The organism is Streptomyces sp. RK9, from assembly GCF_045070545.1.
Classification (GTDB): domain Bacteria; phylum Actinomycetota; class Actinomycetes; order Streptomycetales; family Streptomycetaceae; genus Streptomyces; species Streptomyces alboflavus.
Genome location: NZ_CP173704.1, coordinates 1,959,617 through 1,986,287 on the forward strand (window position 1 = coordinate 1,959,617; position 26,671 = coordinate 1,986,287).

Genomic DNA, 26,671 nt, shown 5'->3' on the forward strand with positions numbered 1-26,671 from the left:
GCCCACGATCCGGGCGGCGGCACCGGCGTGCTCACGTCCGCCTGGTCTTCTTCAGCGGCTGCCCCGGCTTCCACAGCTCCACCGCCATGTACTTCTCCTCCTCGATGTACGTCCGCACGACCTCCGTCAGCTCCGTACGGAACAGGTGGAACTCCAGCGGGTCCGGTGGCTCCACCTCGTCCACGTACAGCGCGACCGTCTCCGGGTCCCGCACCTCGACCGCACGCCCCGCGATCCGCACGTCGCCGCCCGCCATCTCCGTGCCCGGCCCCGGATTCGCCTGCAGCGCGAACCGCGGATCGCGCCGCAGATCCAGTGCCTTCAACGAGTTCGGCATCATCCCGAGCCACAACTCCCCGTTCAGGAAACGCACTTCGAGACCCGTCGTACGCGGCGACCCGTCCTTGCGCAGCGTCGCGAGCACGTGGTGAGTGAACTGTCCGAAGCGGTCCTCGACGGTCGTCGCAAGCTCGGGCTCCGCGGCCACGAAGGCCGCCCAGTTGAAAGTCATGTGCCGAGTCTCCCGCCCCAACCCGACACGTACTGTCCTCATTCGCGCGCCGTCTCCGAATCCCGCGTCGTCCCGCGTCCCCGTGGCGTCTCCCGCCCCCTTCCCGCGCCGCCCTCCCGGCCCGGCTCCAGACTCCCTTCACAGGAGACCCCTGTTGTCCTGCGCTGACCGGCGGTAACTTCCGCTCCGTACGGCCAGGGACGGAGGACACATGCAGGCGCCCACACCCATACCCGTCGAGCGGTTGCAGTTCGCGATGCCGCCGGCGCACGAGACGCCCGAGGACGAACGGCGCCACCGCAAGGAACGGCTCGCCGCCGCCCTCAGGATCTTCGGCCGCCTCGGCTACGAGGACGGGGTGTCGGGGCACATCACCGCGCGCGACCCCGAGTACGACGACTGCTTCTGGGTGAATCCCTTCGGCATGCCCTTCCGGCACATCACCGTCGGCGACCTCGTCCTCGCCAACGCCGACGGCCAGGTCGTCGAGGGCCGCCACCACGTCAACCAGGCCGCCTTCACCGTGCACGCGCAGGTCCACCGCGCCCGCCCCGACGCCGTCGCCGTCGCGCACTGCCACTCCACGTACGGCCGCGCCCTGGCCGCGCTCGGCGAACTCCTCGACCCCCTCACCCAGGAGTCCTGCGCCTTCTACGAGAGCCACGCCCTGTACGACGCCTACACCGGCGTCACCGTCGACGCCGGGGAAGGGCGCCTCATCGCCGCCGCGCTCGGCGACCACAAGGCCCTCATCCTGCGCAACCACGGGCTGCTCACCGTCGGCGGCTCCGTCGACGCCGCCGCCTGGTGGTTCATCTCCATGGAGCGCTCCTGCCAGATCCAGCTCGCCGCCCGCGCCGCCGGACGCCCCGTCCTCATCGGGCACAAGCAGGCCGTCGAGACCCGCGAACAACTCGGCGGCGACCTCGTGGCCTGGATCAACTACCAGCCCCTGTGGCAGGACGTCACCCGCGCCGAGCCCGACCTGCTCGCCTGACCCGGCCCCGCCGCCCGCACACGCGTGCCCGCCCGCGCGCCGCGTCAACCGGCGCACCGCCGGACCACCCGCGCTGACCTGACCCGCGGAACACGCACAGGCGTCCGTGCGGCACAATTCCCAGACACCGCAAGGAAGTTCACGGACACGCGACCGAACGAAGATCCGGACGCGCGTCCCGCGGTGACTTCGGTCAAGGGTGGGGAAGGCGGCGTACGCGGTGGCGGTCCAGGAAGCCAGGCAGGGGGCGCACGGGGGTGGCTGCGCGTGCGGCGACTCCCCGCACGGGGCGCGCGAGGGGCATCGGCGCGCCGTGGCCGCGTTCCTCGCCAAGCGCGACGAGCTGGCGGCCGGGCACGGTGTGCCCGCGGCCGTCGTCCACTCCGCGGGCGCCTCCCGCCAGTGGGTGTCGGACGAGCTGACCCAGTCCGCGCGGACCGTCGCCGAACGCGGTCGGGCCGAGGGCCAGGCCTGGCTCACCCGGCTGTGGCCGCGCACGCTCGCCGTCGTCTGGGTCGGCGTCCTGGTCCTGCTGCTCGTCCAGGCCCTCACCGCCGTCGGCACGGGCTGGACCACGGCCCGCACGGCCGGGCTGCTGGCCGCGGCCGTCGTCGCCGTGGTCCTGAGCGGCGCCGCGTATCTGCACCGCGCCCGCGGCGGCGTCATCGCCCCCGTCATCGGGGAGGACAACCGGCTCTCCACCTCGCGCGCGGTGGCCGCCTGCTGGGTGCTGTTCGTCGTCTTCGCCGTGCTCGTCCTCGCGGGTGAGCTCGCCGCCGCATCCGGCCACGGCGCGCGCGAGGACCTCGTCGACGGCCTCCAGCTCGCCCGCGCCGCGGGCCTGGTGACGGTCCTCGCCGTCGTCTGCGGCGTCGCCGTGCTCGTACGCCGCGTCGTCGGCCTGCGCGTCCTCGGCCAGCGGCTCCAGAAGGTGCGCGCCGACCGGCCGCGCGCCGCCGACCTGCTCACCGACGACGCGGGCCGCGGCCACTTCGCCGACGTCCAGTACGTCCTCGTCAGCGCCGTCGCCGTCGTCTTCGTCGCCGTCCGGCTCGCCCGCCGCCCCGAGCAACTGCCCGACCTGCCGTGGGGCCTCGCCCTGCTCGTCCTCGTGTCCGCCGCGACATACCTGGCCGGCAAGTACGCCGAAGGCGGCAGGCCCGTCATCCTCTCCGTCGTCCGCTCCCGTGAGGCGGGCGACCTGGACGCCCCGATCCGTACCGGCGACGACATCGAGATCCGCGGCGCGGGATTCGTCCCGCCCGGCGCGGGCAGCGCCGACCGCCTTGCCCGGATGGCCGTCCGCATCGGCACCGTCCACGTCCATGTGCCCCTCGTCCCCGTCCCCGGCGGCTTCACCAACCCCACGGACGCCGTCCTGACCGTCCCCGTGCCCGTCGACGTCGAGCCCGGCCGCGTCGACGTCCAAGTGATCACCGCCGCGGGTGTCGAGACCAACCGCTGCACCATCGACGTCACCGACTGACCGGCCCGCGCCAGCACCCCCGCACCGCGCCGCACCGCTCCCCGCACACTCCGCCCGGCCGCCCGGACCGCTCCGAATGGACGCATCCACATCCCCCTCCCGAGTGCCCCGGAACCGCGCTCCCCGCACGGTCTCCCGGAAGCCGTCGAGGAATCCGCCGCACGCCACTGAGCAGCCGCTCCCCTTCGTACGTATGGTCAGTTGACGGGGCAACGGCCGAGGCGCGGGAGAGGCGGCGGACACGATGGCTCACGGCATGCGCACGGACAGCCACAGCGGCTATGCCAGGCGGAACGACTGGCGCGACAACGCCACCCGATACGCCCTGCTCCCCCTACGGGTCTTCCTCGGCGTCACCTTCATCTACGCCGGCCTGGACAAGATCACCGACAGTGCCTTCATGAAGTCGAAGGGCGTCGGGTCCATCGGCGAGACCATGCGCGGTGTCCGCGACCTCGCCGCCTTCCCCGAACTCGTCGACCTGGCCCTGAAGAGCCCCGTCGGCTTCGGCTACGCCATCGCCTTCGGTGAACTCGCCGTCGGCATCGGCATCCTGATCGGCTTCTTCGCCCGGCTCGCCGCGCTCGGCGGCGCCCTGATCTCCCTCAGCCTCTGGCTCACGATGAGCTGGCACGAAGAGCCCTACTACTACGGCAACGACCTCCCGTACCTGATGGCCTGGCTGCCTCTGATCCTCGCCGGGGCGTCCTACCTCTCCGTCGACGCGTGGCTCGCCGAGCGCCGCAGCTCCAGAGGGCTGGGGCTGGGCTAGGGCCTGTCCGAGGGCGCACCCGAGCCGCTGGTCGGGGCCTTGTCCTCGGGGCTCGCCGGGGTGCCGGTGGCCGCCGGGCCCTTCGTGCGGGGCCGCCGGGCCTTGCGTATGCCATGGGCCACGGCCGCCGTCGCCGCCGCGAGGAACAGACCTCCCACCACGATCGGGATCATCGCGAACCACGGGGTGTCCCACAGCCCGCCCGCGTCGCCCGCGTACACCAGGCCGGCCGCCGCCAGGAAGAAGCCCGCCACCAGCCTGCCGGGCTGGAACTCATGACGCAGCACGTGCCACCTCCACCTGTCCGACGCCGACTTCGAGCCGCAGCTCGATCGTGCCGCCGTCCTTCGCGCCCCGCGGCGGGGCCAGGGTCGCCGACTTCTCCTTGCCCGGCTCCACGTCCACGTCCTTGCTCTTGTCGTCCGGCAACTGGATGTCGCCGACACCCACCTCGGCCCGCAGTCGCACCTCGGCGTCGCTCGGCACGATCACCTTCAGGCGGCCCGCGCCGACTTCCGCGCTCGTGCTCACCGTCTGGTCCTTGCCGAGGTCGATCCGGCTCAGGTCCAGCGTGCCCACGCCTGTGCCCATCTCGTAGTGCGGACGGACGTCCGCCGTGGCGGCCGGACGCCAGTCCGTGCGTATCCAGTCCGTGGTGATGTTCTTCGGCAGGGCGGAGGCTCCGGCGACCAGGCCCGCGGTGATCACCGCGAGGACGATCGAGCCCGCGCCCGTGCGCCCGAGGAAGGAGCTGATCGCGATGCCGAGTCCGAGGACGGCGAGCGCGCAGGCGAGGCCCGTCTGCAGGCTGGTGCCGAGCGGCTGGTCCTCCCAGGTCAGGGACGAGCCGAGGCAGGCCGCGACCACGGCGGCGAGGAACACCCAGCCGCCGAGCCAGCGCGGCCCGCGCGGGCCGGTCGGCTCGGGGGCGGGGGTGCGCCGGCCCGCGGGGGAGTGCGGGGCGTCCGGCTGATACTCCACCGCGACCGGGTCCGGGCCCCAGAAGTACTTCGGCATGCCCTCCGGCCCGGTCCCCTTCGTCAGGGGGTCGCGCCACCAGGACGGGCCGCCCGCCACCGGCGGGGCCAGGGTCTCGGGCGGCGCGTCGGCCACGGCCTGGACCGCCACCGGGTCGGGGTCGGGGGCGCCGCGGTGCTGCGACCAATACCCCGCGCCCGCGAGCAGCAGGGCGAGGACGGCGGCGAAGGTCAGCGCGTCGCTGTTGTTCAGCAGGGTCAGGAACACGCCGCAGCCCACCAGGGCGAACAGCACGGCTGTCAGCGCATGGCCGTCGACGCGGCCGGTCAGGAGGCGGCGGGCGTCGTTCTCCTCCTCGTCGTCGTACGGCACGAACAGCCACGCGAAGCCGTAGAAGACCAGGCCGAGGCCGCTCGTGATCGCTAGCACCGCGAGGCCGATGCGGAAGATCACCGGGTCCATCTGGCAGTGCCGCCCGAGGCCCGCGCACACGCCGCCCAACTTGCGGTGCCGGCGGTCGCGGCGGAGCTTGGGCTCGCGCACGGCCTCCGGACCGCCCGGCTCCGTGGCCGTGGCGGTGGCGGTCTCGTGCGGCGGAGCCGACGGGCCCGACGCGGGCTGCTGATCTGTCATGAGTCCATGGTGACGGCCAGGCACCCGCCGCGGCAGCCGGGACAACCCTGGCCCAACCCTGAAATCGTCCCTGACCGCCCCGGAGCCCGCAGCCCTGATCAGGCCTCGGGGCAGCGCGGAAAACCGGTGCGGGAGCCCGTCGGACCGGCCGGGATCGCAGGCTGACCGGCCGGGAGATCAGTGGCGGGGTGGCAGGGCTGGGCAGGGCGGCAGGGCGGCAGGGCTGGGCAGGGCGGCAGGGCTGGGCAGGGCGGCAGGGCAGGGCTGGACAGGGCGGGAACGGACGGTGGCGGTGGACCGGCCGAGAGGTCGGCGCCGGACCGGCCGAGGACCAGCGGCGAACCGGCCGAGGACCAGCGGCGAACCGGCCGGGGGGCCAGCGTCGGACCGGCGGGGGGACAGGCGCGGCGGACCGGCGGGGACACGCGGCGGATCAGGCGAGAGATCAGGGGAGTCTCGGGGCTCGACCCTGATGCCCTCGCCCGCGCCCGCGTGTGAACATCGGACACATGCCGGAAGCCGCAGCTGTACCCATCGAAGACGAGCGGCCGCTGCGGAAGCTCTATCGCAGCGGTGAGGGCCGCCTGCTCGGCGGGGTCGCGCGCGGCCTCGCGGGCCATCTCGGGCTGCCCGTGATCTGGGTGCGGATCATCTTCATCGGCCTGTTCCTCGACAACGGCCTGGGCGCGCTGCTGTACGCGGCGTTCTGGTTCTTCGTGCCCCTGGGCGTCGGCGGCGTCGGCGGCGCCCAGCGGCCGGCCGTGGTGTCCACCGAGACGTCCCCGGACGGCCGCCGCAAGCTGGTCGCGCGCAAGCCGGACAAGGGCCAGATCTTCGCGCTGCTCGCGATGGTCATCATCGTCATGGTCTTCGTCGGCAGCGTGGACCTGGAAGGCCCGACGCAGGCCTATCTCTGGCCGACCCTGCTCGTCGCCGCCGGTGTCGCGCTGGTCTGGCGCCAGGCGGACAACGCCCGCAGGGCCCGCTGGATGGAGGTCGGCCGCAGACGGCGCACGCTCACGATCGCCCGGACCGCCGCCGGAGTGGTCCTCGTCGGCGTGGGCGTGTCCGGCATCTTCGTCCTGCGGGGCTCCGCGTCCGACCTCGGGGCCGCGCTCCAGGCGGCGCTCGCGGTGCTCGTCGGCATCGCGCTGCTCGCGGGCCCCTATCTCGTGCGGATGTCGCAGGACCTCTCCGAGGAGCGGCTCATGCGCATCCGTGCCCAGGAGCGCGCGGAGGTCGCCGCGCACGTGCACGACTCGGTGCTGCACACCCTGACCCTGATCCAGCGCAACGCGGACAGCCCGGGCGAGGTCCGCCGCCTCGCCCGGGCCCAGGAGCGCGACCTGCGCGCGTGGCTGTACAAGCCGGAGGGCACCGGCAAGGACGAGGCACAGGAGCCCGACACCCTCGCCGAGGCCGTGCGCCGCAGCGCCGCGGAGGTCGAGGACAAGCACGGCGTCCCGATCGAGGTGGTCGTGGTCGGCGACTGCCCGCTCGACGACCGGCTGACGGCACAGATGCAGGCCGCGCGGGAAGCGATGGTGAACGCCGCCAAGTACGGTGGCGAGGGCGGCGCGGTGCAGGTCTTCGCCGAAGTCGAGGGGGAGACGGTCTTCGTGTCCGTGCGGGACCGCGGCCCGGGATTCGATCTGGATTCCGTGCCGGACGACCGCATGGGCGTACGAGAATCGATCATCGGCCGCATGCAGCGGAACGGCGGTACGGCGCGGTTGCGCGCGGTGCCGGGCGGCGGCACGGAAGTCGAGCTGGAGATGGAGAGGACGGCGGCGACATGAGCGACGCGACCGAAGAGGGCGGGCCGGCGGAGACCGACGCCCGGCGCGGCGGCGAGGCGGGCGGGGCCGAGGCCGGGCGGCGCGTGCGGGTCGTCCTGGTCGACGACCACCGGATGTTCCGCACCGGCGTGCAGGCGGAGATCGGCCGGACGGAGCACACGGGCGTCGAGGTGGTCGGCGAGGCCGCCGACGTCGACCAGGCGGTCACGGTCATCACGGCGACGCGCCCCGAGGTGGTGCTCCTCGACGTGCACCTGCCGGGCGGCGGCGGGGTCGAAGTCCTGCGCCGGTGCGCGCCGTTGATGGCGGACGTGGAGAACCCGGTGCGGTTTCTCGCGCTGTCGGTGTCGGACGCAGCGGAGGACGTCATCGGGGTCATCCGGGGCGGTGCCCGCGGCTACGTCACCAAGACGATCACCGGCACGGACCTGGTCGACTCGATCTTCCGGGTCCAGGAGGGCGACGCGGTGTTCTCGCCGCGGCTCGCCGGTTTCGTCCTGGACGCGTTCGCGTCGACGGACGCGGCGCCGGTCGACGAGGACCTGGACCGCCTCACGCAGCGGGAGCGCGAGGTGCTGCGCCTCATCGCGCGCGGGTACGCGTACAAGGAGATCGCCAAGCAGCTCTACATCTCCGTGAAGACGGTCGAGTCCCATGTCTCGGCGGTGCTGCGCAAGCTCCAGCTCTCCAACCGGCACGAGCTGACGCGGTGGGCGACGGCGCGGCGCCTGGTCTGACGACGGGCCGACCCGCCCCGCAGCGCGGACTCACCCCACGGTGGGGCACCTCGCTCCGGACGGCGTGGGCTCACCCCACCCGCGTGGCCCCGGCGAACGGCATCTGGTCGATGGGTGCGAGGCGGACCGGCGCGCTCGGGTTCGGGGCGTGGATCATCTTGCCGTCGCCGACGTAGAGGCCGACGTGGCTGATGCCCGAGTAGAAGAACACCAGGTCGCCCGGCTGGAGTTCGGCGCGTGAGACACGTCGTCCGGCGTCGATCTGGGCGTAGGTCGTGCGGGGCAGGGAGACGCCCGCGGCGCGGTACGCAGCCTGGGTGAGGCCGGAGCAGTCGAAGGCGCTCGGGCCTGTGGCGCCCCAGACGTAGGGGCTGCCGAGGGCCTTGTAGGCGTACGAGACGGCCGCCGCGGCGCGGGAGCCGACGGCCTTCGAGGCGCCGGGCGCGGGGCCGCGGGAGGTGTCGCGCGAGGCGCGGTCGGCGTCACCGGCCGCCCCGTCCGCGGCGAGGCGGGCGCGCTCCGCCGCGGTCAGCCGGGCGAGCAGCCGCTTGGCCTCGGCGAGCTTGCCGGTCACGGTCTTCTTGTGCTTCCGCAGGTCCGCCTGGCGGGACTTGAGGTCGTCGAGCGTGCCGTCCGCCTCGGTGTGCAGCTGGTCGAGCTCACGAATCTGGTGGCGGACGTCCGTGACGGTGGCGGCCTGGCGGTGGCCCGCGCGGTCCGCGCGCGAGGCCCGGTCGAGGAACTCGTCCGGGTCGGAGGAGAGCGCCAGCTGCACCGACGGGTCGACGGCTCCGGTGCGGTACTGCGCGGTGGCCAGTGAACCCAGGCCCTGGCGGGCCGTGTTGAGCTTCTCGGTCCTGCGGGCCGCCTCGTCGCGCAGGCCGGCCAGGGACCGCTCGGCCTTGTCGGCCTTCTCCTTGGCGCCGTTGTACTTCTCGGTGGCGACCTCCGCCTCGCGGTACAGCTCGTCGACCTTTTCCTTCACCTCGCTGGGAGTGACCTTGGGCTCCGCGTGTCCGGTGCCCTCGAAGGCGGTCGCGGTGGCGGCCGACGCGAGGGCGAGGGTGGCGGCCGTACGGGCCGTATGGCCGCTGAGCGAGCGCTGCTTGGGCTTGCGGTGCGCTGCCACGGAGGCTCCACGTCCTTCCTAGTGGCCGGGGCCCTCACCGGTGCCGCCGTGCCTGACGCCGCTGCGGTGCCGGTCCGACGGCGCTCGCACAGGGGAGCGGGACGCCGTCGGACTTTCTCGGCGGAGGTGGCCGACTGCCGCCCCTGGACGGGGTGGCGGTGGGGAGCCGGTCACCTGGCAGAGGACGCTAAACCTGACCGTCACCGGTTCGTGACCCGATGTGCGCTAACGACGGATGAGTGGCGCGGAGTGAACGGATACGAGCGCTCCTGCCGGGGCGCGGTGGCGGGTTTCGCGGCGGCGTGACCGATGTGGCGTTTGTGGCCCGCTTTCCCGGCGGTGGGTGATACGGCCCCGCCCGGACCGCGCCGAGGGCCGGGAATTAGGCTCCGCCCCATGGACGTACTCATCCATCTCTTCGTCGGCCTGCACATCATCGGCATCGCCTCGCTCCTGGGCGGCTTCCTGACCCAGATGAAGGCGATGAGCGCGGGCACGGCCCGGTTCAGCCCCGCGATGCTGCACGGCGCGTTGACCATGTTGATCACTGGAGTCGCCCTCGTCGGGTTGAACCAGGCTGACGACAACACGGTCAACAACGTCAAGATCGGAATCAAGCTCGCGCTGCTGATCGTGATTCTCGGGCTCGTGTACGTGAAGCGGGACGAGGAGAAGGTCGACAAGGGGATGTTCGGTGCGGTCGGCGGCCTCACGACGGCGAACATCTTCATCGCGGTGCTCTGGACGTGACCGCGGCCCCCTGACGCGAAATGCCCCGCACGCGCGCGTGCGGGGCATTTTCGGCTCCAGGGCTCACGCAGGCCGGACCACGCTGTGGATCGGCATGTAGTAGATCGACTCGACGCGGACGTTCGCACCCGGCTTCGGGGCGTGGATCATCTTGCCGTCGCCGATGTAGATCCCGACGTGGCTGATGTCGTCGTAGAAGAAGACCAGGTCCCCCGGCTTGGCCTGGGAGGTCGGCACGGTCGTGCCGACCTTCACCTGGTCCCAGGTGGTGCGCGGCAGCGAGATCCCGGCGGTCTTCCAGGCCGCCTGCGTGAGCCCGGAGCAGTCGTAGGAGCCGGGCCCCGTGGCGCCCCACACGTAGGGCTTGCCCATCTGCTTCTCGGCGAAGGCGATCACCTTCTGGGCCTTGGCCGCGTATCCGCTGCCCGTGCCCGACCCCGAGCCGGAACCCGTGTCCGAGCCCGAGCCCGCCCCGGAGCCGCTGTCCGAGCCGGAGTCCGAGCCGGGCCCCGAACCCTCCTCCTGACCCTGCTCACGCTCCCGCTCGCGCCGCTCCGCGGCCTCCTTGGCCTTCCGCTCGCGCTCCTCCGCGGCCTGCTTGCGCGCCAGCTCGGCCGCCTTGCGCTTGGCGGCCTCCTCCTTGCGCTTCTCGATCGCCGCGAGCCGCGCCTTCTCCTCGGCGGTCAGCTTCGACAGGAGCGAGCGGGCCTCGGTCAGCTTGGTCTGTACGGTCCGCTTGCTCGACCGGAGGTCGTCCCGCGAGTCCTGCAACGACTTCAGGCTCTTCGTGGCCTTCGTGCGCTGCTTGGTCGCCGCGACCTGCTGGGTCTGGTAGTCGTCGACGGCCTTCTTCTGGCGGCTGGTGAGCCGGTCCGCGAGGTGGTTCTGGTCGAAGAAGCCCTTGGGGTCGTCGGCGAGCATCATCGCGGCGGTCTCGGAGACGGCACCGGTGCGGTACTGCGCGGCGGCGAAGGAACCCAGCTCCTGCCGGGCCTCGTTCAGCCGGTCCGTGCGCTTGGCGACGTCGTCCAGGAGCCGGTCGGCCTTCTTGCGCTGCTTGTCGGTGCGCTCCTTGGCCGAGTTGTACTTCTGCGTGGCCACCCCGGCCTGCTGGTAGAGGTCGTCGACCTTCTTCTGGACCTCTTCGAGGCTCGGCTTGCCCGGCTCGGAGGGGGCGGACGGCGCGGCGTTCGCGCTCTGCGACAGCAGGGCCACCGACGTCAGGGCGGCCGTCGTGATGCCGAGGGCGGGGGTCGTGCGTATGAGGGCTGAGCGGCTGCGCGGCTTGCGGTGCGACGCCAAAGCTGGCGACTCCTTCCGTGGACCGCCTACCGGGTTAGCTGTCGGGTTCGGGCGGGTGCTTCGGAAGGCTGCCCTACCGCTCCGTACGCCGTACGGAGCGGATTCACCCCAAAGAACATGGTGGGTCCCCGGCTCCGAACACGTCGGACTCGGCGGAGGCCGCGCGGGACCGGCGGGGATCGCCGGTGGGGGGACGTGCGGCCCGCGCAGCACGCTAGCCAACTCCCGTGGCACGAGGGAAGGATGATGTTCGATATGCCCGATACATTTTCGTGACTTCACGAGGCCCTTGGCGCCGCGCTGACGCGGACGGCCGGGGCCGTGGCACAGCGTGACGCCCCGGGTGCGCAGCGCGGCTGTGGCCGGAACCGGGCGGGCTCAAGGCGGCCTCGTGGAACCCGGGGCGGGTTGTCAGTGGGGCCGCCTAGACTCGGGAGGCGATGAGCAGCCTCTTTGACGACAGCTTCCTGGCGGACCTCAAGCCCTCGCAGGGCCACGACGAGGAACCCCCGCCGCCGCCCGAGGACAGCGCTCCGGAGCCCATTCCGGACGACCTGTTCCAAGGGAAGTTCGACGCGCCCGCACCCCGGGACGCGTACTACCGCGACGGTGCCCCCCGCCCGGCGATCGACCCGGCGGCGCTGCTCGACGGCCTGAACGAGAACCAGCGCGCGGCCGTCGTGCACGCGGGCTCCCCGCTGCTCATCGTCGCCGGCGCGGGATCCGGCAAGACGAGGGTGCTCACCCACCGCATCGCGTACCTCCTCGCGGAGCGCGGCGCGCACCCCGGCCAGATCCTCGCGATCACGTTCACGAACAAGGCCGCGGGCGAGATGAAGGAGCGCGTCGAGCAGCTCGTCGGCCCGCGCGCGGGCGCGATGTGGGTGTCGACGTTCCACAGCGCGTGCGTGCGCATCCTGCGCCGGGAGTACAAGAAGCTGGGCTTCACGTCCTCCTTCTCGATCTACGACGCCGCCGACTCCAAGCGTCTGATGGCCCTGGTCTGCCGGGACCTGGACCTCGATCCGAAGAAGTTCCCGCCGAAGTCCTTCAGCGCCAAGATCTCGAACCTGAAGAACGAGCTGATCGACGAGGAGGACTTCTCCGCCCAAGCTGCCGACGGCTTCGAGAAGACGCTCGCCCAGGCGTACGCGATGTACCAGTCGCGCCTGCGCGAGGCCAACGCCCTCGACTTCGACGACCTGATCATGACGACGGTGAACCTGCTGCGCGCCTTCCCGGACGTGGCCGAGCACTACCGCCGCCGCTTCCGCCACGTGATGGTCGACGAGTACCAGGACACCAACCACGCGCAGTACGCCCTGGTGCGCGAGCTGGTGGGCCCTTCCGGAGAGGGCCAGGACCCGGGCGAGCTGTGCGTCGTCGGTGACGCCGACCAGTCCATCTACGCCTTCCGCGGCGCCACGATCCGCAACATCCTCCAGTTCGAGGAGGACTACCCGGACGCGACCACGATCCTCCTGGAGCAGAACTACCGCTCCACGCAGACGATCCTGACCGCCGCCAACGCCGTCATCGAGCGCAACGAGAGCCGCCGCCCCAAGAACCTGTGGACCAACGCGGGCGCGGGCGCCCGCATCACCGGGTACGTGGCGGACACCGAGCACGACGAGGCCCAGTTCGTCGCCGACGAGATCGACCGCCTCACCGACGCGGGCGACGCCAAGGCCGGCGACGTGGCGATCTTCTACCGCACGAACGCCCAGTCCCGTGTCTTCGAAGAGATCTTCATCCGCGTCGGCCTGCCCTACAAGGTCGTCGGCGGCGTGCGGTTCTACGAGCGCAAGGAAGTCCGCGACGTCCTCGCGTACTTGAGGGTCCTCGCCAACCCCGAGGACGCCGTCCCGCTGCGCCGCATCCTGAACGTGCCGAAGCGCGGCATCGGCGACCGCGCCGAAGCGATGATCGACGCGCTCGCCCAGCGGGAGAAGATCTCCTTCCCGCAGGCGCTGCGCCGCGTCGACGAGGCGTACGGCATGGCGGCCCGCTCCACGAACGCCGTGCGGCGCTTCAACACCCTCATGGAGGAGCTGCGCACGGTCGTGGAGTCCGGCGCGGGTCCCGCCGTCGTCCTGGAGGCCGTCCTCGAGCGGACCGGGTACCTGGCCGAGCTGCAGTCCTCCACCGACCCGCAGGACGAGACGCGCATCGAGAACCTCCAGGAACTGGCCGCCGTGGCCCTGGAGTTCGAGCAGGACAACAACACCGCCGAGGGGGCGTCCGCCACCGCCGAGGGCGCCGAGGCCGCCGCCGATCCCACCGTCGAGACCCCGGAGGGCGCCGCCCCCGCCGGGTCGCTCTCGGACTTCCTGGAGCGTGTCGCCCTGGTCGCCGACTCCGACCAGATCCCCGACGAGGAGGACGACGGCTCCGGAGTCATCACGCTGATGACGCTGCACACCGCCAAGGGCCTCGAGTTCCCCGTCGTGTTCCTGACCGGCATGGAGGACGGCGTGTTCCCGCACATGCGCGCCCTCGGCCAGGTCAAGGAACTGGAGGAGGAGCGGCGCCTCGCGTACGTCGGCATCACGCGCGCGCGGGAGCGGCTGTATCTGACCCGGTCCTCCCTGCGCAGCGCCTGGGGCCAGCCGTCGTACAACCCGCCGTCGCGCTTCCTGGAGGAGATCCCGGAGACCCATCTGGACTGGAAGCGGAAGGGTTCCGTCGGCGCGCCCGCGTCGTCCGGACCGGCCGCCGGTGTCGCCGCCTCGCTGTCGTCGTCGCGCTCCCGCGCGGGCGGCGCGCAGGGCTTCGCCACCCGCCGCGCGTCGGAGAAGCCGGTGGTCTCGCTGGCCATCGGCGACCGCGTCACGCACGACCAGTTCGGACTCGGCACGGTGGTCGGCGTGAAGGGCACCGGGGCGAACGCCGAGGCGACGGTCGACTTCGGCGCGGAGAAGCCGAAGCGGCTGCTGCTGAGGTACGCGCCGGTGGAAAAGCTGTAGCCCTCACTCGACGGAAGAGGGACACTCTCAAGGGGCAACTCCAGCGACGGGGGCTGGAGTTGCACCCTTCGGGGGATTGCGTCGCTTCGGAGGCTTCCGTCGGCCTTCGGAGATTACGGCGGACTTCGGGGGTTACGTCGGGTCGAGCCCGTGGCTGCGCAGCCACGACAGCGGGTCGATCGCCGAGCCGCCGCCGGGGCGGACCTCGAAGTGCAGGTGCGGGCCGGTGGAGTTGCCGGAGTTCCCGGAGAAGGCGATGGTCTCGCCCGCCTTCACGGGGCCGCTCGCGATCTTGTGCGTGGAGAGGTGGCAGTACCACGTCTCCGTGCCGTCCTTGGCGGTCACGATCGCCATGTTGCCGTAGGCGCTGTTGTACTTCGTGGAGACCGTGCCGTCGGTGGCGGCCTTGACCTCCGTGCCGTACGACACCGGGAAGTCGATCCCGGAGTGCGCGGACATCCAGTTGACACCCGCCTGGCCGTAGTAGGCGCTCAGGCCGCGCTGCGCGACCGGCAGGGAGAACTTCGGCCGCAGCCGCTCCTTGCGCGCGGCCTCCGCGACGGCCTGCTTGTGCGCGGCCACCTTCTGGGCCTTCAGGTCGATGCGTTCCTGCGTGCGGCTCGCGCGGTCCGCGAAGTCGCCCGCGTCCGCGGAGAGGTTCGCCAGCTGTGTGTCGAGCTTGTTGTTGGCGGTGGACGGCTTCACGGTCGCCGGGTCCGGGGCGGACGCCTGGGTGTCCTTGCCGTCGTCGCCCCCACCGAGACCGCCGACGGAGGCCGCGGCCACACCGGCGACGCCCATCACACAGGCCGACGGCACGGCGACGGTGAACAGCGCGGAGCGCTTGGCGGGGGAGCGGCGCGAGCGGGACCGGCCGCGGGGCGCGGCCGACCGGGCGGAACGGGAGCGCTCGGGGCGGTCCACCGGCGCGTAGTCGTGGAGGTCGGCGTGCTCGTCGTCGGCGCGATCGCCGTGCTCGGCGTGGTCGGTGGCCGGTTCGACGCCGCCGAGCCGGTCGTCGGGCGCCTCGTCGGGCAGGAACGCGTGCGGGGCGTCGTCGGTGTCGTACGCCGGGTCGCCGGAGCCGTACGTCTCGGGGCCGGGTGCCGGAGCCTCGTACGGATCCTGGACGGCGTAACCATCCTGCGGGTCGTAGGCCGTGTCGTGCGCCTCGTACGCGTCGTGCTGCTGGGGGACGCCGTACGCGTCGTGCTGGTGCGCGGGCTCGTAGGCGTCGTGCTGCGGGGTGTTGTCGTACGCGTCGTGACCGCCGGAGTTCCAGGCGGTGGCGTCGTACGCGCCGGTGTCGAAGACCTGTGTGGCCCACTGGCCGGTCGCCGGTGCCTCGTTCCAGGCGGTGGCGTCCCACGTGGCGCCGGAGTCGGGGCCCGGCTGCGAGGGGATGTCCGACAGCGGCTGGAACGAGGCGCCCCAGGCGGCCGTGGTGTCGTGGGTGCCGGTGTCGTATCCCGGCTGGGCCGCGTACGCGTCGTACGTCAGGGTCTGCTGCGTGCCGGTCGTGGACCACTGGCCGGTGTCGTGGCCGCCGGGCATGTCGCCGAAGAGCGGGTCGGTCGCGAAGCCCGCGCCGGGAACGGCGAAACCGGAACCGGAAGTGTCGAAGCCACCCGTTGCGTCATAGCCGCCAGGGGCGTTGAAACCGGTGGTGGAGAAGGTGCCGGTGGAATAGCCGTCGTACCCGGGGTAGCCGACGTGCTGCGCGCCCTGCTGGTCGTAGGACCCATAGGGGGCGTAGTCGGCGTCGGGTGCCGGGGCCGGAGCGGGGGTCTCCGACGGGTGACGGTCGTTCACCAACTTCTCTTTCGCCTCGACAGCATGGGCTGGCAGAGCAGTGCCGCGACTGTACCCGGCGGTACGCGGGCGCGACAATCTTCGCCAGGTTTCCTGCTCGCCGGAAACGGGCATTCGGCCGCCTTTCGGCGGTCTGCGGGCACAGCTTTGGCTCTGTGTTCGAGGTTCGTTCGAGTGTGAGGGGTGGATCGGGGCCCGGATTCGGGCTCCGTGGAACCGGAATCCGGAGCAGATCGTCCGGGTACGGCGAACCGGAATCAGGACGAGCGGAGCCGGGGCGGGGGAGTCCGACCCCGGCCGCTCGGCCGGGGGTCAGGCCACCGTGAGTCCGCCGGCCGGCGCGGCGGGGGTCATGCCCGGCGCCGCGAGGTCCAGGGCCTGACGGATCGCCGTCGCCACGGCGGGGTGCACCGGCAGTGCGAGATGGCCGATCCCGGAGACGCGGACGTTCTGCGCGATCAGGTCCGGATGGTCGACGCAGGCCGTCTCGACGGGATCCATGATCTGGTCGAGCTCGCTCCAGAAGCTCACGAACTGCGTACGACACCCGGGCGCGGGCTCCCGCAGCTCCGCCACCACGTCCGAGCCCGGCCGCATCTGGCGCACGATCGGGTGCGCGTCCGCGAGCGGCGCGACCCGGGTGCCCGAGTGCGGTGTGCCCAGGGTGACGAGGGTGCGGACGCGGGCGTCGCCGCCCAGTCGCTGGGCGTAGTAGCGGGCGATGAGTCCGCCGAGGCTGTGGCCGACGATGTCCACGCGGTCATGGCCGGTGCGCTCGCATATCTCCTCTATGTGGCGGCCGAGCAACTCGGCGGCGGTGCGGATGTCGCAGGTCAGCGGTGAGTAGTTGAGGGACTCCAGGTGCTGCCTGCCGTGCTGGGCGAGATTGCGGCGCAGCAGCACGAACACGGAGCGGTTGTCGATGAAGCCGTGCAGGAGCAGCACCGGCGGCTTGTCGCTCGCGGGCAGCCGGGGGGCGTCCGGCGGGGGCGGCGGTGGCGCCGTCCGGCGTTCCTGGGCGATGCCCGATGGATACAGCAAGAGGTGTCCGGCGAGGATCACGAACTCGAGTGCGGTCGCCTTCAGGAGCGCGAGCGGCAGGCCCGCGAGGCTGGCGGGCAGCAGGGTGCTGCAGCGGCGAAAGGGCTGGACCCTCGTGATCGTCATGGCGACCTCCCGGTCGGCACACGGGAGGCGGCTCCGTCCCCCGTGTACTCATCGTGGGAAGCCGGGAGTGGTCGTGTGCCGTCCCCGTCGCGGCGCACTCCTTGGCGACGCGCCGACACCACCGTGCCGTGCGGCTGACGGCGCGGTGGGGCGGCGGCCTCGCGGCGGCTCCCCTCGCGCGGCCCCCGACGGCCCGGGCGCCGGGTGGGATGCGGCCCGGGTGCCGGGGCGGATCCGGCCCATGTGCCGGGTGAACACGGGAGCGGCGCGCAGCGAACGTGTCCCACCGTGTGATTTCCCCCTCGCTCTCCACCACGAAACTGCGGGCTGCGCGATGCTGGAGATAACGTTCGTTCACCTACCCGGCCGGTGCGGCGCGGGGTGTCCGAGCCGGGACAGCTGGATTTCCGTGCGGGCGGGATTCCGCGGACGGCTTTCTGGCAGACGGTTTCTTGTTCATGGAGGCAGTGATGGGTGTGGCAGCCGGTCCGATCCGCGTGGTGGTCGCCAAGCCGGGGCTCGACGGCCACGATCGGGGAGCCAAGGTGATCGCGCGGGCGCTGCGCGACGCCGGCATGGAGGTCATCTACACCGGCCTGCACCAGACGCCCGAGCAGGTCGTCGACACGGCGATCCAGGAGGACGCCGACGCGATCGGCCTCTCCATCCTGTCCGGCGCGCACAACACCCTCTTCGCCCGGGTCATCGAGCTCCTCAAGGAGCGCGACGCGGAGGACATCAAGGTCTTCGGGGGTGGGATCATCCCCGAGGAGGACATTCCGCCCCTGAAGGAGAAGGGTGTCGCGGAGATCTTCACTCCGGGGGCGACGACCACGGCCATCGTGGAGTGGGTGCGGGAGAATGTGCGGCAGCCGACCGGAGCGTAGGCCTCTGCGGTTCTTGTGGTTCTCGCAGTTCTCGCAGTTCTCGTGGATTCGGGTGGGCGTCGGTGTCGTGGGCACCGGGGCCCGCCGTCGTTTGTCCCGGGGACGGGACTTCGGGCGCCGCACGGGTGTTGACACTGCTGGTGCTGCTGGTGCTGCTGGTGCTGCTGGTGCTGCTGGTGCTGCTGGTGCGGTCGTGGGGCCGGGGTGGCTGTACCGTGCGCTCCCCCGCGACACGCGGCCCTCGCCCGGCCCCACGCCTCAACCGTCCAGTTCCTCGCGCATCGCCGCGCGCAGGCGCAATGTGCTGACGAGGCGCTGGAACGCCTCCGACCAGTAGCCGCCGGCTCCGGGCGACGCGTCCTCCGGCTCGTCCGGTGTCGCCGTCAGCGCCTCCAGGCGTACGGCCTCCGCCGGGTCGAGGCAGCGCTCCGCGAGGCCCATCACCCCGCTGAAGCTCCAGGGGTAGCTGCCCGCGTCCCGGGCGATGTTCAGGGCGTCCACCACCGCGCGGCCGAGCGCGGGCGCCCACGGCACCGCGCACACGCCGAGCAGCTGGAACGCCTCCGACAGGCCGTGCGCGTCGATGAACCCGGCGACCCACTCGGCCCGCTCGGCAGCGGGCAGGGTGGTGAGGAGCTTGGCGCGCTCCGCGAGCGACACCGCGCCGGGTCCGGCCGCGTCGGGTGACGACGGGGCGCCGAGCAGCGCCCGCGACCAGCCGGTGTCCCGCTGGCGCACGGCGGCACGGCACCAGGCGGCGTGCAGCTCAGCGCGCCAGCCGTCGGCCACGGGGAGCGCCACGATCTCGGCCGGGGTCCGGTCGCCGAGGCGGCGCTGCCAGGCCGTCAGGGGTGCGGACTCCACCAACTGCCCGAGCCACCAGGAGCGTTCACCTCGTCCCGCGGGCGGCTTCGGCGCGACGCCGTCCCGCTCCATGCCCGCGTCGCACTCGTGCGGCGCCTCGACGGTCAGCTCCGGTCGGCCCGCCGTGCGGTCGAGGGCCACGCAGGAGGCGGCGCGGTCGGCCATGCGGGCGGCGAGTGCCGAGTCCGGAAGGGCGGACAGCAACTCGGCCGCCGTGGCGCGGACATTGCGGCTCCGGTCGCCGAGCGCCTGCTCCAGGAACGGCTCGTCGGCCGCCCGCAGTCCCGTGCGCAGGGAGTCCAGGAACATCAGCCGGTCCTCGGCGCGCTCCGTCGCCCATGTGCCGGACAGCAGCTCGCGGGCGTCGTCCGGTGCGTGCGCGCGCAGGGCGGCGAGAAGGGCGACGCGCTCCGCGAACAGGCCTTCCTGCCAGCGTCTTTGGATGTCAGGACCGTCCTGCGGGCCGGCCTTCGGCGCGCTGCCCGGGGCCGTGCGCAGCGCGAACTTCCAGTCCGGGTTGAACCGGGCGAGCCACTGGGCGCGCGGGCCCGCGAAGGCGAGGGCCTGGGGGCGCAGGTCGGTGCGGCCACGGGCCGCGTTCAGGAGGGCGGGCAGCAGCTCCGGGGGCGCCGTGAAGCCCCGCTCCCCGGCCAGGGCCAGCCACTGGGGCAGCAGTTCCATCAGGTCGGGCGCGGTGCCGCGGCGGCCGCCGCTCGCGCTCGGGTGGTCGGCGAGCAGCGTCGCGAGCCTGCGCCGGGCCGCCGCGGGGACGACCGGGCGCGGGTCCGCGGGCGCGGGTGCCGGGCGCTCGGCGGCGGGGGCGGGGCGCAGGCCGGCCCGGCGCCGCACGGTCTGTACGGCGGCCGCGTCCAGGAGGGCCGTCGGGGCGTCCCTGCCCGGGGTGACGAGCGGTGGGGTGCGCCGGTCGGTGCCCAGGAGCGCGGCTGTGACCAGCTCCTCCCAGGGCGTGCGGGCGTGCCGCCCGGCTGCTTCCGCGTGTGCGGTCGAGGTGGTTGCGGCTGCCACGTGGGCGTTCGAGGTGGCTGCGGTTTCCGTGTGTGCGGTCGACGTGCCTGCGGTCTCCGTGTGCGCGGTCGACGTGACTGCTGCTCCCGCGGGCGCGGTCGACGTGGATGCGTTCATCTCCCCCTCCTTTCTCTCACTTCGGTCTTTTGGTCGCGCCTCACAGCCGTACGGTCTCCGCCCTCGCGTGCGGCCACGCCGCCAGCGGTGTGAAGCCGCGGTGGCCGCATTCGCCGAAGACCGTGAGCGGGGCGCCTCCGGAGAGGGCCACCAGGCGCCACAGTCCGGCCCGGGACACGGCGGAGGGCGCGAGCGGCAGGGCCGTCTCGCCCTCGGCGTCGGCCAGTTGCCAGTCCGGGCCGTTCGGGACCGGCACGACCCGGTCGAGGGTGACCGGCCAGGTGTCGAGCCAGGGGTCGTCGCGCAGCGCGTCGCCGTACCGTGCGGTCGCCTCGGTGGGTGACAGGCCGGGCGGGTGACCCGTGGTGGGGGCCGGTGCCGTGAACTGCTCGCCCAGGTCGGCGCGGAGCTGCCGGGACGCCGGGTCGGCGGCGTGCGGGACCAGCTCGGCGTCCAGGGCCAGGCCGACCGGCAGGGCGAGGGAGGGCGCGCGGCCCGCCGCTCCGTACGACAGGAGCAGGGCGGTGTGCCCGGACCGCTGTCCGTGCAGCCATATGCGGCGGGTGGTCAGCTTGCTGTCCGCGGTGTCGTACTGCGCGAGGACCTGCCAGCTGTCCCGCAGCGGCTCGCCCTGCGCGGGGGCGGGCAGGCCCGTGCGGGAGCGGACCGTGGCCGCCAGCGGGCCGGGCAGGGCGTCGCGGCGCAGCCAGCCCGAGGTGAGCAGGTGCAGCAGCGCGCACTCCTCCAGGAGGCGGGCGGGCCAGCCGGGCCCCGAGGCCGGTATGGCGCCCAACTCCCGCACGCGCGCTGCCAGGCCGGGCGCCTGGGCGTCGACCATGCGGGCCGCGGTCTCCTCCCACAGGCCGTACCCCGTCTGCTCGGCCGCGGCCATGCCGCCGCGCAGCAGGTCGGCGAGGCGGCGCTCCAGCTCCGTGGCGCCCGCCGTGACCCGCTCGGCCCTGCGCTCCGCGCGTTTGCGCGCGGCCTCCGGATCAGCGGGAGCCGAGGCCCCGGCGCCGGGGCCGGCCGCGGGCGAACCGCCCTTGGCCGCCGCCTTCGCGCGGCGTGTGTCCAGCCACTCCCGCGCCCAGTCCGGCGGCTGCTCCCCGTCCGGCACGGCCCGTCCGCCGCCCTGGTCCCCGGCCCAGAGCAGCAGCAGGCCGAGCGCGTGCTTGCACGGGAACTTGCGGCTCGGACAACTGCACTTGTACGCGGGTCCCGCCACGTCCGCCGTGTCTATCACCGTCTGGTACGGCTTGCTGCCGCTGCCCTTGCACAGCCCCCACACGGCCCCCTCGCCGGAACTTCCCGCCCGCGACCACGGCCCGGCGATGCCGAGCCTGCTTCCCGCCTTCTGTGACGATGCGTCAGGTGCCAGTGCCAGCACCTGGTCCGCCGTCCAGCGCACCCCCTGCTGAGTCATGAGTCGAAGGTAGGTCCCCGCACTGACATTCGACATCGGCCTCAGCGTCCGTGCAGGTCAGGGGTGTTCCGGCGGTGATTGTCAGTGGCGTGGTGCACGGTGGAACACATCGCGGCCAAGCCGTCGGCGCAGCACCGTCGTTGCTGGTTGCCGCTGCCCTGACGCACGTGCCGCGGCACTGACGCACGCAGGATCTGGAGGGGGATCACATGACTGTTTCCGTGGAGTCGGCCGGGGCGGCCACCACGTCCGCCGGGGGCGCGGGGGAGGGCCCGGCGGAGGGGCCTCAGGAGGCGGCCGGACAGGCGCTGCGGCCGCACGCCGAGGACGCCTTCGCCGCCGAACTCGCCGCGCTCGCCGAGCAGGACGACCGCCCGCGCCCCGCCCGCTGGCTGCTCTCGCCCTGGGCCGTGGCGACGTATCTGCTGGGCGGCACGCTGCCCGACGGCACCGTGATCACACCGAAGTACGTGGGACCGCGCCGCATCGTCGAGGTCGCCGTCACCACGCTCGCCACCGACCGCGCCCTGCTGCTCCTCGGCGTCCCCGGCACCGCCAAGACCTGGGTGTCCGAGCATCTGGCCGCCGCCGTCAGCGGCGACTCGACGCTCCTCGTGCAGGGCACGGCGGGGACGCCCGAGGAAGCCATCCGGTACGGCTGGAACTACGCGCGGCTGCTCGCGCACGGCCCGAGCCGCGAGGCGCTGGTGCCGAGCCCGGTGATGCGGGCCATGTCCGAGGGCATGACGGCCCGCGTCGAGGAGCTGACCCGCATCCCGGCGGACGTGCAGGACACACTGATCACGATCCTGTCGGAGAAGACCCTGCCGATCCCGGAACTGGGCCAGGAGGTCCAGGCCGTCCGCGGCTTCAACCTGATCGCCACCGCCAACGACCGCGACCGCGGCGTCAACGACCTCTCCAGCGCGCTGCGCCGCCGCTTCAACACCGTGGTCCTGCCGCTGCCCGAGAGCGCCGACGCCGAGGTCGACATCGTCTCCCGCCGCGTCGACCAGATCGGCCGCTCCCTCGACCTGCCGACCGGTCCTGACGGCATCGACGAGATCCGCCGCGTCGTCACGGTCTTCCGCGAGCTGCGCGACGGCGTCACCACGGACGGGCGCACGAAGCTGAAGTCGCCCAGCGGGACGCTGTCCACGGCCGAGGCGATCTCCGTGGTCACAGGCGGCCTGGCTCTCGCGGCCCACTTCGGGGACGGTGTGCTGCGCCCCGGCGACGTCGCCGCGGGCATCCTCGGCGCCGTCGTGCGGGACCCCGCCGCGGACCGCGTGATCTGGCAGGAGTACCTGGAAGCGGTCGTGCGCGAGCGCGACGGCTGGAAGGACTTCTACCGCGCCTGCCGCGAGGTGAGCGCATGACGGCCGGCCAGGGGCGTACGGCGGCCGGTGGTGGGGCCGCCGCGCGGGCCACGGGCGCGGACGGGCCGCTGCTGCTCGGCGTGCGGCACCACGGGCCGGGTTCCGCGCGGGCCGTGCGGAGCGCGCTCGACGCGGCCGGGCCCCAGGTGCTGCTGATCGAGGGACCGCCGGAGGCCGACGGCCTGGTGGCGCTGGCCGCCGAGCCCGGCATGCGCCCGCCGGTAGCGCTGCTCGCGCACATCGTGGACGAGCCGGGCCGCTCGGCGTTCTGGCCGCTCGCCGAGTTCTCGCCGGAGTGGGTGGCGATCCAGTGGGCGGTTCGGCGCGGGGTGCCGGTGCGCTTCATGGACCTGCCGGCCGCGCACGCGCTGGCGCGCGGCGAGGGCGAGGGGGGCGAGGCCCCGGGCGGCGACACGGGTGGGGACGCGGGCGGGGACAAGGGTGGGGACGGTCCCGGGGACGGGCGGGAAGGCGCGGCGGGTCGGCCCGATGACGCGGCCGGGGCGGTCGGCGCGACCGGCGACGCGGTGCGCGTCGACCCGCTGGCGGTGCTCGCCGAGGCCGCCGGGTACGACGACCCGGAGCGCTGGTGGGAGGACGTCGTCGAGCACCGCGCGGGCGGCGGTGACGCGTTCGCGCCGTTCGAGGCGCTCGGCGAGGCCATGGGCGCGCTGCGCGAGACGTACGGCAGCGGCGGGCACGACCGGGACCTGCTGCGCGAGGCGTACATGCGGCTCCAGATCCGGGCGGCGCAGCGGGAGTTCGGGGCCGGGCGGGTCGCCGTGGTCTGCGGGGCCTGGCACGTGCCCGCGCTCCGGCAGAAGACCTCCGTGGCCGCCGACCGGGCGCTGCTCAAGGGGCTGCCCAAGGTCAAGGTCGACATGACGTGGGTGCCGTGGACGCACCGGCGGCTCTCGCGGCACAGCGGGTACGGGGCGGGCATCGACTCGCCCGGCTGGTACGGGCATCTGTTCAGCGCGCCCGACCGGCCCGTCGAGCGGTGGCTGACCAAGGTCGCCGGGCTGCTCAGGAACGAGGACAGGATCGTGTCGTCGGCGCATGTCATCGAGGCGGTGCGGCTCGCCGACACGCTCGCCGTGATGCGGGGGCGGCCGCTGGCCGGGCTCACCGAGACGATGGACGCCGTGCGGGCCGTGATGTGCGAGGGCTCGGACGTGCCGCTCGCCCTGGTGCACGACCGGCTTGTCGTCGGAGACGTCCTCGGCGAGGTGCCCGACACGGCGCCCGCCGTGCCGCTCCAGCGTGACCTCACCCGGCTCCAGCGCAGGCTCCGGCTCAAGCCGGAGGCGCTGGAGCGGGAGTTGGAGCTCGACCTCCGCAAGGACACCGACGCGGCGCGCAGCCGGCTGCTGCATCGGCTGCGGCTGCTCGGTGTCGGCTGGGGCGAGCCGGTCGAGTCGCGCGGGAGCACGGGGACGTTCCGGGAGAGCTGGCGGCTGCGGTGGGAGCCCGAGCTGTCGGTGCGGGTCGCCGAGGCCGGGGTGTGGGGCACCACCGTGGTGGGGGCGGCGACCGCCAAGGCGGAGGCGGACGCGGTGGGGGCGGGGGTGCTGGCCGAGGTGACCGCTTTGGCCGAGCGGTGTCTCCTTGCCGAGCTTCCTGAGGCGTTGCCCGTGGTGATGCGGGTCCTCGCCGATCGGGCCGCGCTCGACGCGGATGTGGGGCATCTGGCGCAGGCATTGCCCGCGTTGGTGCGGTCGCTTCGCTACGGGGATGTGCGGGGTACGGACACGGGGGCGCTGGGGGAGGTGGCCCTCGGGCTGGCCGAGCGGGTGTTCGTGGGGTTGCCGCCTGCGTGCGTGGGGCTTGACGCGGAGGCGGCGGAGGCCATGCGGGGGCATGTGGACGGGGTGCACCTGGCGGTGGGGCTGTTGGGGGGACTGGGGCGGCCGGGGGGCCCGGGTGGGCCGGGGCTGGAGTCGGACGAGGGGGCGCCCGGCGCCGTGGGCTGTGCCCACCCGTCCCGCCCTGCGGGACGATTGCCCACAGCGGTAGAGGCAGTGGAAGCGTCGCCAGCGGCGGTGGCCGGGGCAGCGGGCGCGGCTGGGACGGCGAGTGTGGTGGAGGCCGAGGGTTCGGGGGATGTTGGTGGGGTTCGGGGGCGGTGGTTGGGGGTTTTGCGGGGGCTCGTCGGCGGGGAGCGGGTCGCCGGGGGCGTTCGGGGGCGTTGTGCCCGGCTGCTGATGGACGACGGGGTGTTGGCCGAGGGGGAGGCCGCGCGGTTCGTGGGGCTTGCTCTGTCGCCCGGGACCGAGCCGGGGGAGGCCGCCGCTTGGATCGAGGGGTTCCTCGGCGGCGGCGCCGGGGGCGGGCTGTTGCTCGTGCACGACGAGCGGCTGCTCGGGCTCGTCGACCAGTGGCTCACCGGGGTCTCGGGGGACGCCTTCGTCGACGTACTGCCGTTGTTGCGGCGCACGTTCGGGGCGTACGAGTCGGGCGTGCGCCGCACGTTGGGTGAGTTGGTGCGGCGGGGGCCCGGGCACTCCGGTGCGGCTGTGCCGCTCGCCGAGGGCGCGTCCGGGTTCGGCGTGGAGTTGGATCCGGGGCGCGCGGACGCGGTGCTTCCGGTGGTGGGGCTGCTGTTGGGGCTCGGTGACGGCAGTGCCGGTGAGCGGGGTGCCGGAGTGCGTGGGAACTCTTTGACGGGAGTGGCGTGATGGGGGATGTCGGCGTGGATGCGGGGACGGGGACGGGGAGTGTGGAAGGGAGCGGTGGGGACGAGCGGTTGCGGCGGTGGCGTCTCGTGCTCGGTGGGGATGCTGCTGAAGGGATCGGGTGTCAGCTCAGCGGGCGGGATGCCGCCATGGACGGGGCGTTGGCCTCGCTCTACGGAGGTGGGGGCAAGAAGGAGCGGGGCGAGGGGCGTTCGGCGGGGCTCGGGGCGTCGGCGCCGTCGGTCGCGCGATGGCTCGGGGACATCAGGACGTACTTCCCCTCGTCCGTCGTGCAGGTCATGCAGCGCGACGCCATCGACCGGCTCGGCCTGTCGGCGCTGCTCCTGGAGCCGGAGATGCTGGAGGCCGTCGAGGCGGACGTACACCTGGTGGGCACGCTGCTCTCGCTGAACAAGGCGATGCCCGAGACCACGAAGGAGACCGCGCGGGCCGTCGTGCGGAAGGTGGTCGACGACCTGGAGAAGAAGCTCGCCACCCGCACCCGGGCCACCCTCACCGGCGCCCTCGACCGCAGCGCCCGCGTCAGCAGGCCGCGCCACCACGACATCGACTGGAACCGCACGATCGCGGCCAACCTCAAGAACTACCTGCCCGAGTACAGGACGGTGGTCCCCGAACGGCTCATCGGGTACGGGCGGGCCGCGCAGTCGGTGAAGAAGGAGGTCATCCTCTGCATCGACCAGTCCGGTTCGATGGCGGCGTCCGTCGTCTACGCCTCCGTGTTCGGCGCGGTGCTCGCCTCGATGCGGTCCATCAGCACACGGCTCGTCGTGTTCGACACGAACATCGTGGACCTGACGGACCAGCTGGACGACCCCGTGGACGTGCTGTTCGGCACGCAGCTCGGCGGCGGCACCGACATCAACAGGGCGCTGGCGTACTGCCAGTCGCAGATCACCCGGCCCGCGGAGACCGTCGTCGTCCTCATCTCCGACCTCTACGAAGGCGGCATCCGCAACGAGATGCTGAAGCGGGTCGCGGCGATGAAGGCGTCCGGGGTGCAGTTCGTGACGCTGCTCGCGCTGTCCGACGAAGGGGCACCGGCGTACGACCGCGAGCACGCGGCGGCGCTCGCCGCGCTCGACGCGCCCGCGTTCGCCTGTACGCCCGACCTCTTCCCGGACGTGATGGCGGCGGCGATCGAGAAGAGGCCGCTGCCCATACCGGACATGCATACGCATCGGTAACAGGGGGCTTGCGCGACGGGCGGACTGTCGTGCGAGTATCGACGCCCCCGCCC

Annotated in this window: 20 protein-coding genes and 1 riboswitch; of the genes, 11 read left to right on the forward strand and 9 right to left on the reverse strand. The window is 73.1% G+C overall.

Going from position 1 to position 26,671, the window contains the following annotated elements:
• Positions 1 to 31: 31 nt before the first annotated feature.
• Positions 32 to 511, reverse strand: a complete 480-nt coding sequence (locus AB6L24_RS29100) for a pyridoxamine 5'-phosphate oxidase family protein (RefSeq protein ID WP_405660055.1) — start codon at positions 509 to 511, stop codon at positions 32 to 34.
• A 211-nt stretch (positions 512 to 722) separates the two neighbouring features.
• Here AB6L24_RS29100 and AB6L24_RS29105 point away from each other — a divergent pair, with 211 nt between their 5' ends.
• The 3 genes from AB6L24_RS29105 to AB6L24_RS29115 all read left to right on the forward strand — a co-directional run bounded on the left by AB6L24_RS29105 (position 723) and on the right by AB6L24_RS29115 (position 3,766).
• Complete coding sequence (locus AB6L24_RS29105; RefSeq protein WP_405660058.1) at positions 723 to 1,508, forward strand: class II aldolase/adducin family protein; 786 nt, start codon at positions 723 to 725, stop codon at positions 1,506 to 1,508.
• 220 nt (positions 1,509 to 1,728) lie between these two features.
• Positions 1,729 to 2,994 carry a hypothetical protein gene (locus AB6L24_RS29110; RefSeq protein WP_405660059.1) on the forward strand — a complete coding sequence of 422 codons (1,266 nt, stop codon included), beginning with the start codon at positions 1,729 to 1,731 and terminating at the stop codon, positions 2,992 to 2,994.
• Between the two features lie 244 nt (positions 2,995 to 3,238).
• A complete protein-coding gene (locus AB6L24_RS29115) occupies positions 3,239 to 3,766 on the forward strand; it encodes a DoxX family protein (RefSeq protein WP_030361444.1) in 528 nt (175 codons plus the stop codon).
• On the opposite strand, the gene AB6L24_RS29120 is transcribed toward AB6L24_RS29115, so the two are convergent.
• The gene (locus tag AB6L24_RS29120; protein ID WP_405660063.1) at positions 3,763 to 4,053 is read right to left on the reverse strand and encodes a hypothetical protein; all 291 of its coding nucleotides are present in this window, start codon (positions 4,051 to 4,053) and stop codon (positions 3,763 to 3,765) included. The genes AB6L24_RS29115 and AB6L24_RS29120 overlap by 4 nt on opposite strands.
• A complete protein-coding gene (locus AB6L24_RS29125) occupies positions 4,040 to 5,377 on the reverse strand; it encodes a PspC domain-containing protein (RefSeq protein WP_405660065.1) in 1,338 nt (445 codons plus the stop codon). The genes AB6L24_RS29120 and AB6L24_RS29125 overlap by 14 nt, the downstream gene beginning before the upstream one ends.
• 509 nt (positions 5,378 to 5,886) lie before the next feature.
• Here AB6L24_RS29125 and AB6L24_RS29130 point away from each other — a divergent pair.
• Together AB6L24_RS29130 and AB6L24_RS29135 are read left to right on the forward strand one after the other, a co-directional pair.
• Positions 5,887 to 7,176 (forward strand): PspC domain-containing protein, encoded by a 1,290-nt coding sequence (locus tag AB6L24_RS29130; RefSeq protein WP_405660068.1) that lies wholly within the window; start codon positions 5,887 to 5,889, stop codon positions 7,174 to 7,176.
• A complete protein-coding gene (locus AB6L24_RS29135; RefSeq protein ID WP_405660070.1) occupies positions 7,173 to 7,913 on the forward strand; it encodes a LuxR C-terminal-related transcriptional regulator in 741 nt (246 codons plus the stop codon). Before AB6L24_RS29130 ends, AB6L24_RS29135 begins: the two co-directional genes overlap by 4 nt.
• A gap of 70 nt (positions 7,914 to 7,983) precedes the next feature.
• Here the strand turns inward: AB6L24_RS29135 and AB6L24_RS29140 are convergent, their stop codons facing one another.
• Positions 7,984 to 9,042: an NlpC/P60 family protein gene (locus tag AB6L24_RS29140; RefSeq protein ID WP_405660073.1), complete on the reverse strand. Its 1,059-nt coding sequence runs from the start codon at positions 9,040 to 9,042 to the stop codon at positions 7,984 to 7,986.
• 396 nt (positions 9,043 to 9,438) lie between these two features.
• Between AB6L24_RS29140 and AB6L24_RS29145 the strand changes: the two genes are divergently transcribed.
• Complete coding sequence (locus tag AB6L24_RS29145) at positions 9,439 to 9,792, forward strand: hypothetical protein (protein ID WP_405660075.1); 354 nt, start codon at positions 9,439 to 9,441, stop codon at positions 9,790 to 9,792.
• A 63-nt stretch (positions 9,793 to 9,855) separates the two neighbouring features.
• Here the strand turns inward: AB6L24_RS29145 and AB6L24_RS29150 are convergent, their stop codons facing one another.
• Positions 9,856 to 11,094: an NlpC/P60 family protein gene (locus AB6L24_RS29150; RefSeq protein WP_405660076.1), complete on the reverse strand. Its 1,239-nt coding sequence runs from the start codon at positions 11,092 to 11,094 to the stop codon at positions 9,856 to 9,858.
• Positions 11,095 to 11,101: 7 nt separating this feature from the next.
• A riboswitch (cyclic di-AMP (ydaO/yuaA leader) is annotated at positions 11,102 to 11,259 on the reverse strand.
• Between the two features lie 275 nt (positions 11,260 to 11,534).
• On the opposite strand from AB6L24_RS29150, the gene pcrA reads away from it, so the two are divergent.
• Positions 11,535 to 14,060 carry a DNA helicase PcrA gene (gene pcrA / locus AB6L24_RS29155; RefSeq protein ID WP_405660078.1) on the forward strand — a complete coding sequence of 842 codons (2,526 nt, stop codon included), beginning with the start codon at positions 11,535 to 11,537 and terminating at the stop codon, positions 14,058 to 14,060.
• Positions 14,061 to 14,192: 132 nt separating this feature from the next.
• Here the strand turns inward: pcrA and AB6L24_RS29160 are convergent, their stop codons facing one another.
• Complete coding sequence (locus AB6L24_RS29160; RefSeq protein WP_405660081.1) at positions 14,193 to 15,872, reverse strand: M23 family metallopeptidase; 1,680 nt, start codon at positions 15,870 to 15,872, stop codon at positions 14,193 to 14,195.
• Positions 15,873 to 16,184: 312 nt separating this feature from the next.
• Complete coding sequence (locus tag AB6L24_RS29165; RefSeq protein ID WP_405660083.1) at positions 16,185 to 17,039, reverse strand: esterase/lipase family protein; 855 nt, start codon at positions 17,037 to 17,039, stop codon at positions 16,185 to 16,187.
• Between the two features lie 470 nt (positions 17,040 to 17,509).
• Between AB6L24_RS29165 and AB6L24_RS29170 the strand changes: the two genes are divergently transcribed.
• Positions 17,510 to 17,926: a cobalamin B12-binding domain-containing protein gene (locus AB6L24_RS29170; RefSeq protein ID WP_289946803.1), complete on the forward strand. Its 417-nt coding sequence runs from the start codon at positions 17,510 to 17,512 to the stop codon at positions 17,924 to 17,926.
• Positions 17,927 to 18,184: 258 nt separating this feature from the next.
• Here the strand turns inward: AB6L24_RS29170 and AB6L24_RS29175 are convergent, their stop codons facing one another.
• Positions 18,185 to 19,933: a DUF5691 domain-containing protein gene (locus AB6L24_RS29175; protein ID WP_405660086.1), complete on the reverse strand. Its 1,749-nt coding sequence runs from the start codon at positions 19,931 to 19,933 to the stop codon at positions 18,185 to 18,187.
• Between the two features lie 40 nt (positions 19,934 to 19,973).
• On the reverse strand, positions 19,974 to 21,356 hold the full coding sequence (locus AB6L24_RS29180) for an SWIM zinc finger family protein (RefSeq protein WP_405660088.1): 1,383 nt from the start codon (positions 21,354 to 21,356) through the stop codon (positions 19,974 to 19,976).
• A 209-nt stretch (positions 21,357 to 21,565) separates the two neighbouring features.
• Between AB6L24_RS29180 and AB6L24_RS29185 the strand changes: the two genes are divergently transcribed.
• From AB6L24_RS29185 to AB6L24_RS29195, 3 genes are read left to right on the forward strand one after another with little or no spacing between them, the layout of a single operon-like run.
• Positions 21,566 to 22,735, forward strand: a complete 1,170-nt coding sequence (locus AB6L24_RS29185) for an AAA family ATPase (RefSeq protein WP_405660090.1) — start codon at positions 21,566 to 21,568, stop codon at positions 22,733 to 22,735.
• Entirely contained in the window at positions 22,732 to 25,413 is a 2,682-nt protein-coding gene (locus AB6L24_RS29190) for a DUF5682 family protein (protein WP_405660092.1), read from the forward strand. Before AB6L24_RS29185 ends, AB6L24_RS29190 begins: the two co-directional genes overlap by 4 nt.
• The gene (locus tag AB6L24_RS29195) at positions 25,413 to 26,618 is read left to right on the forward strand and encodes a VWA domain-containing protein (RefSeq protein ID WP_405660094.1); all 1,206 of its coding nucleotides are present in this window, start codon (positions 25,413 to 25,415) and stop codon (positions 26,616 to 26,618) included. Before AB6L24_RS29190 ends, AB6L24_RS29195 begins: the two co-directional genes overlap by 1 nt.
• Positions 26,619 to 26,671 lie beyond the last annotated feature (53 nt).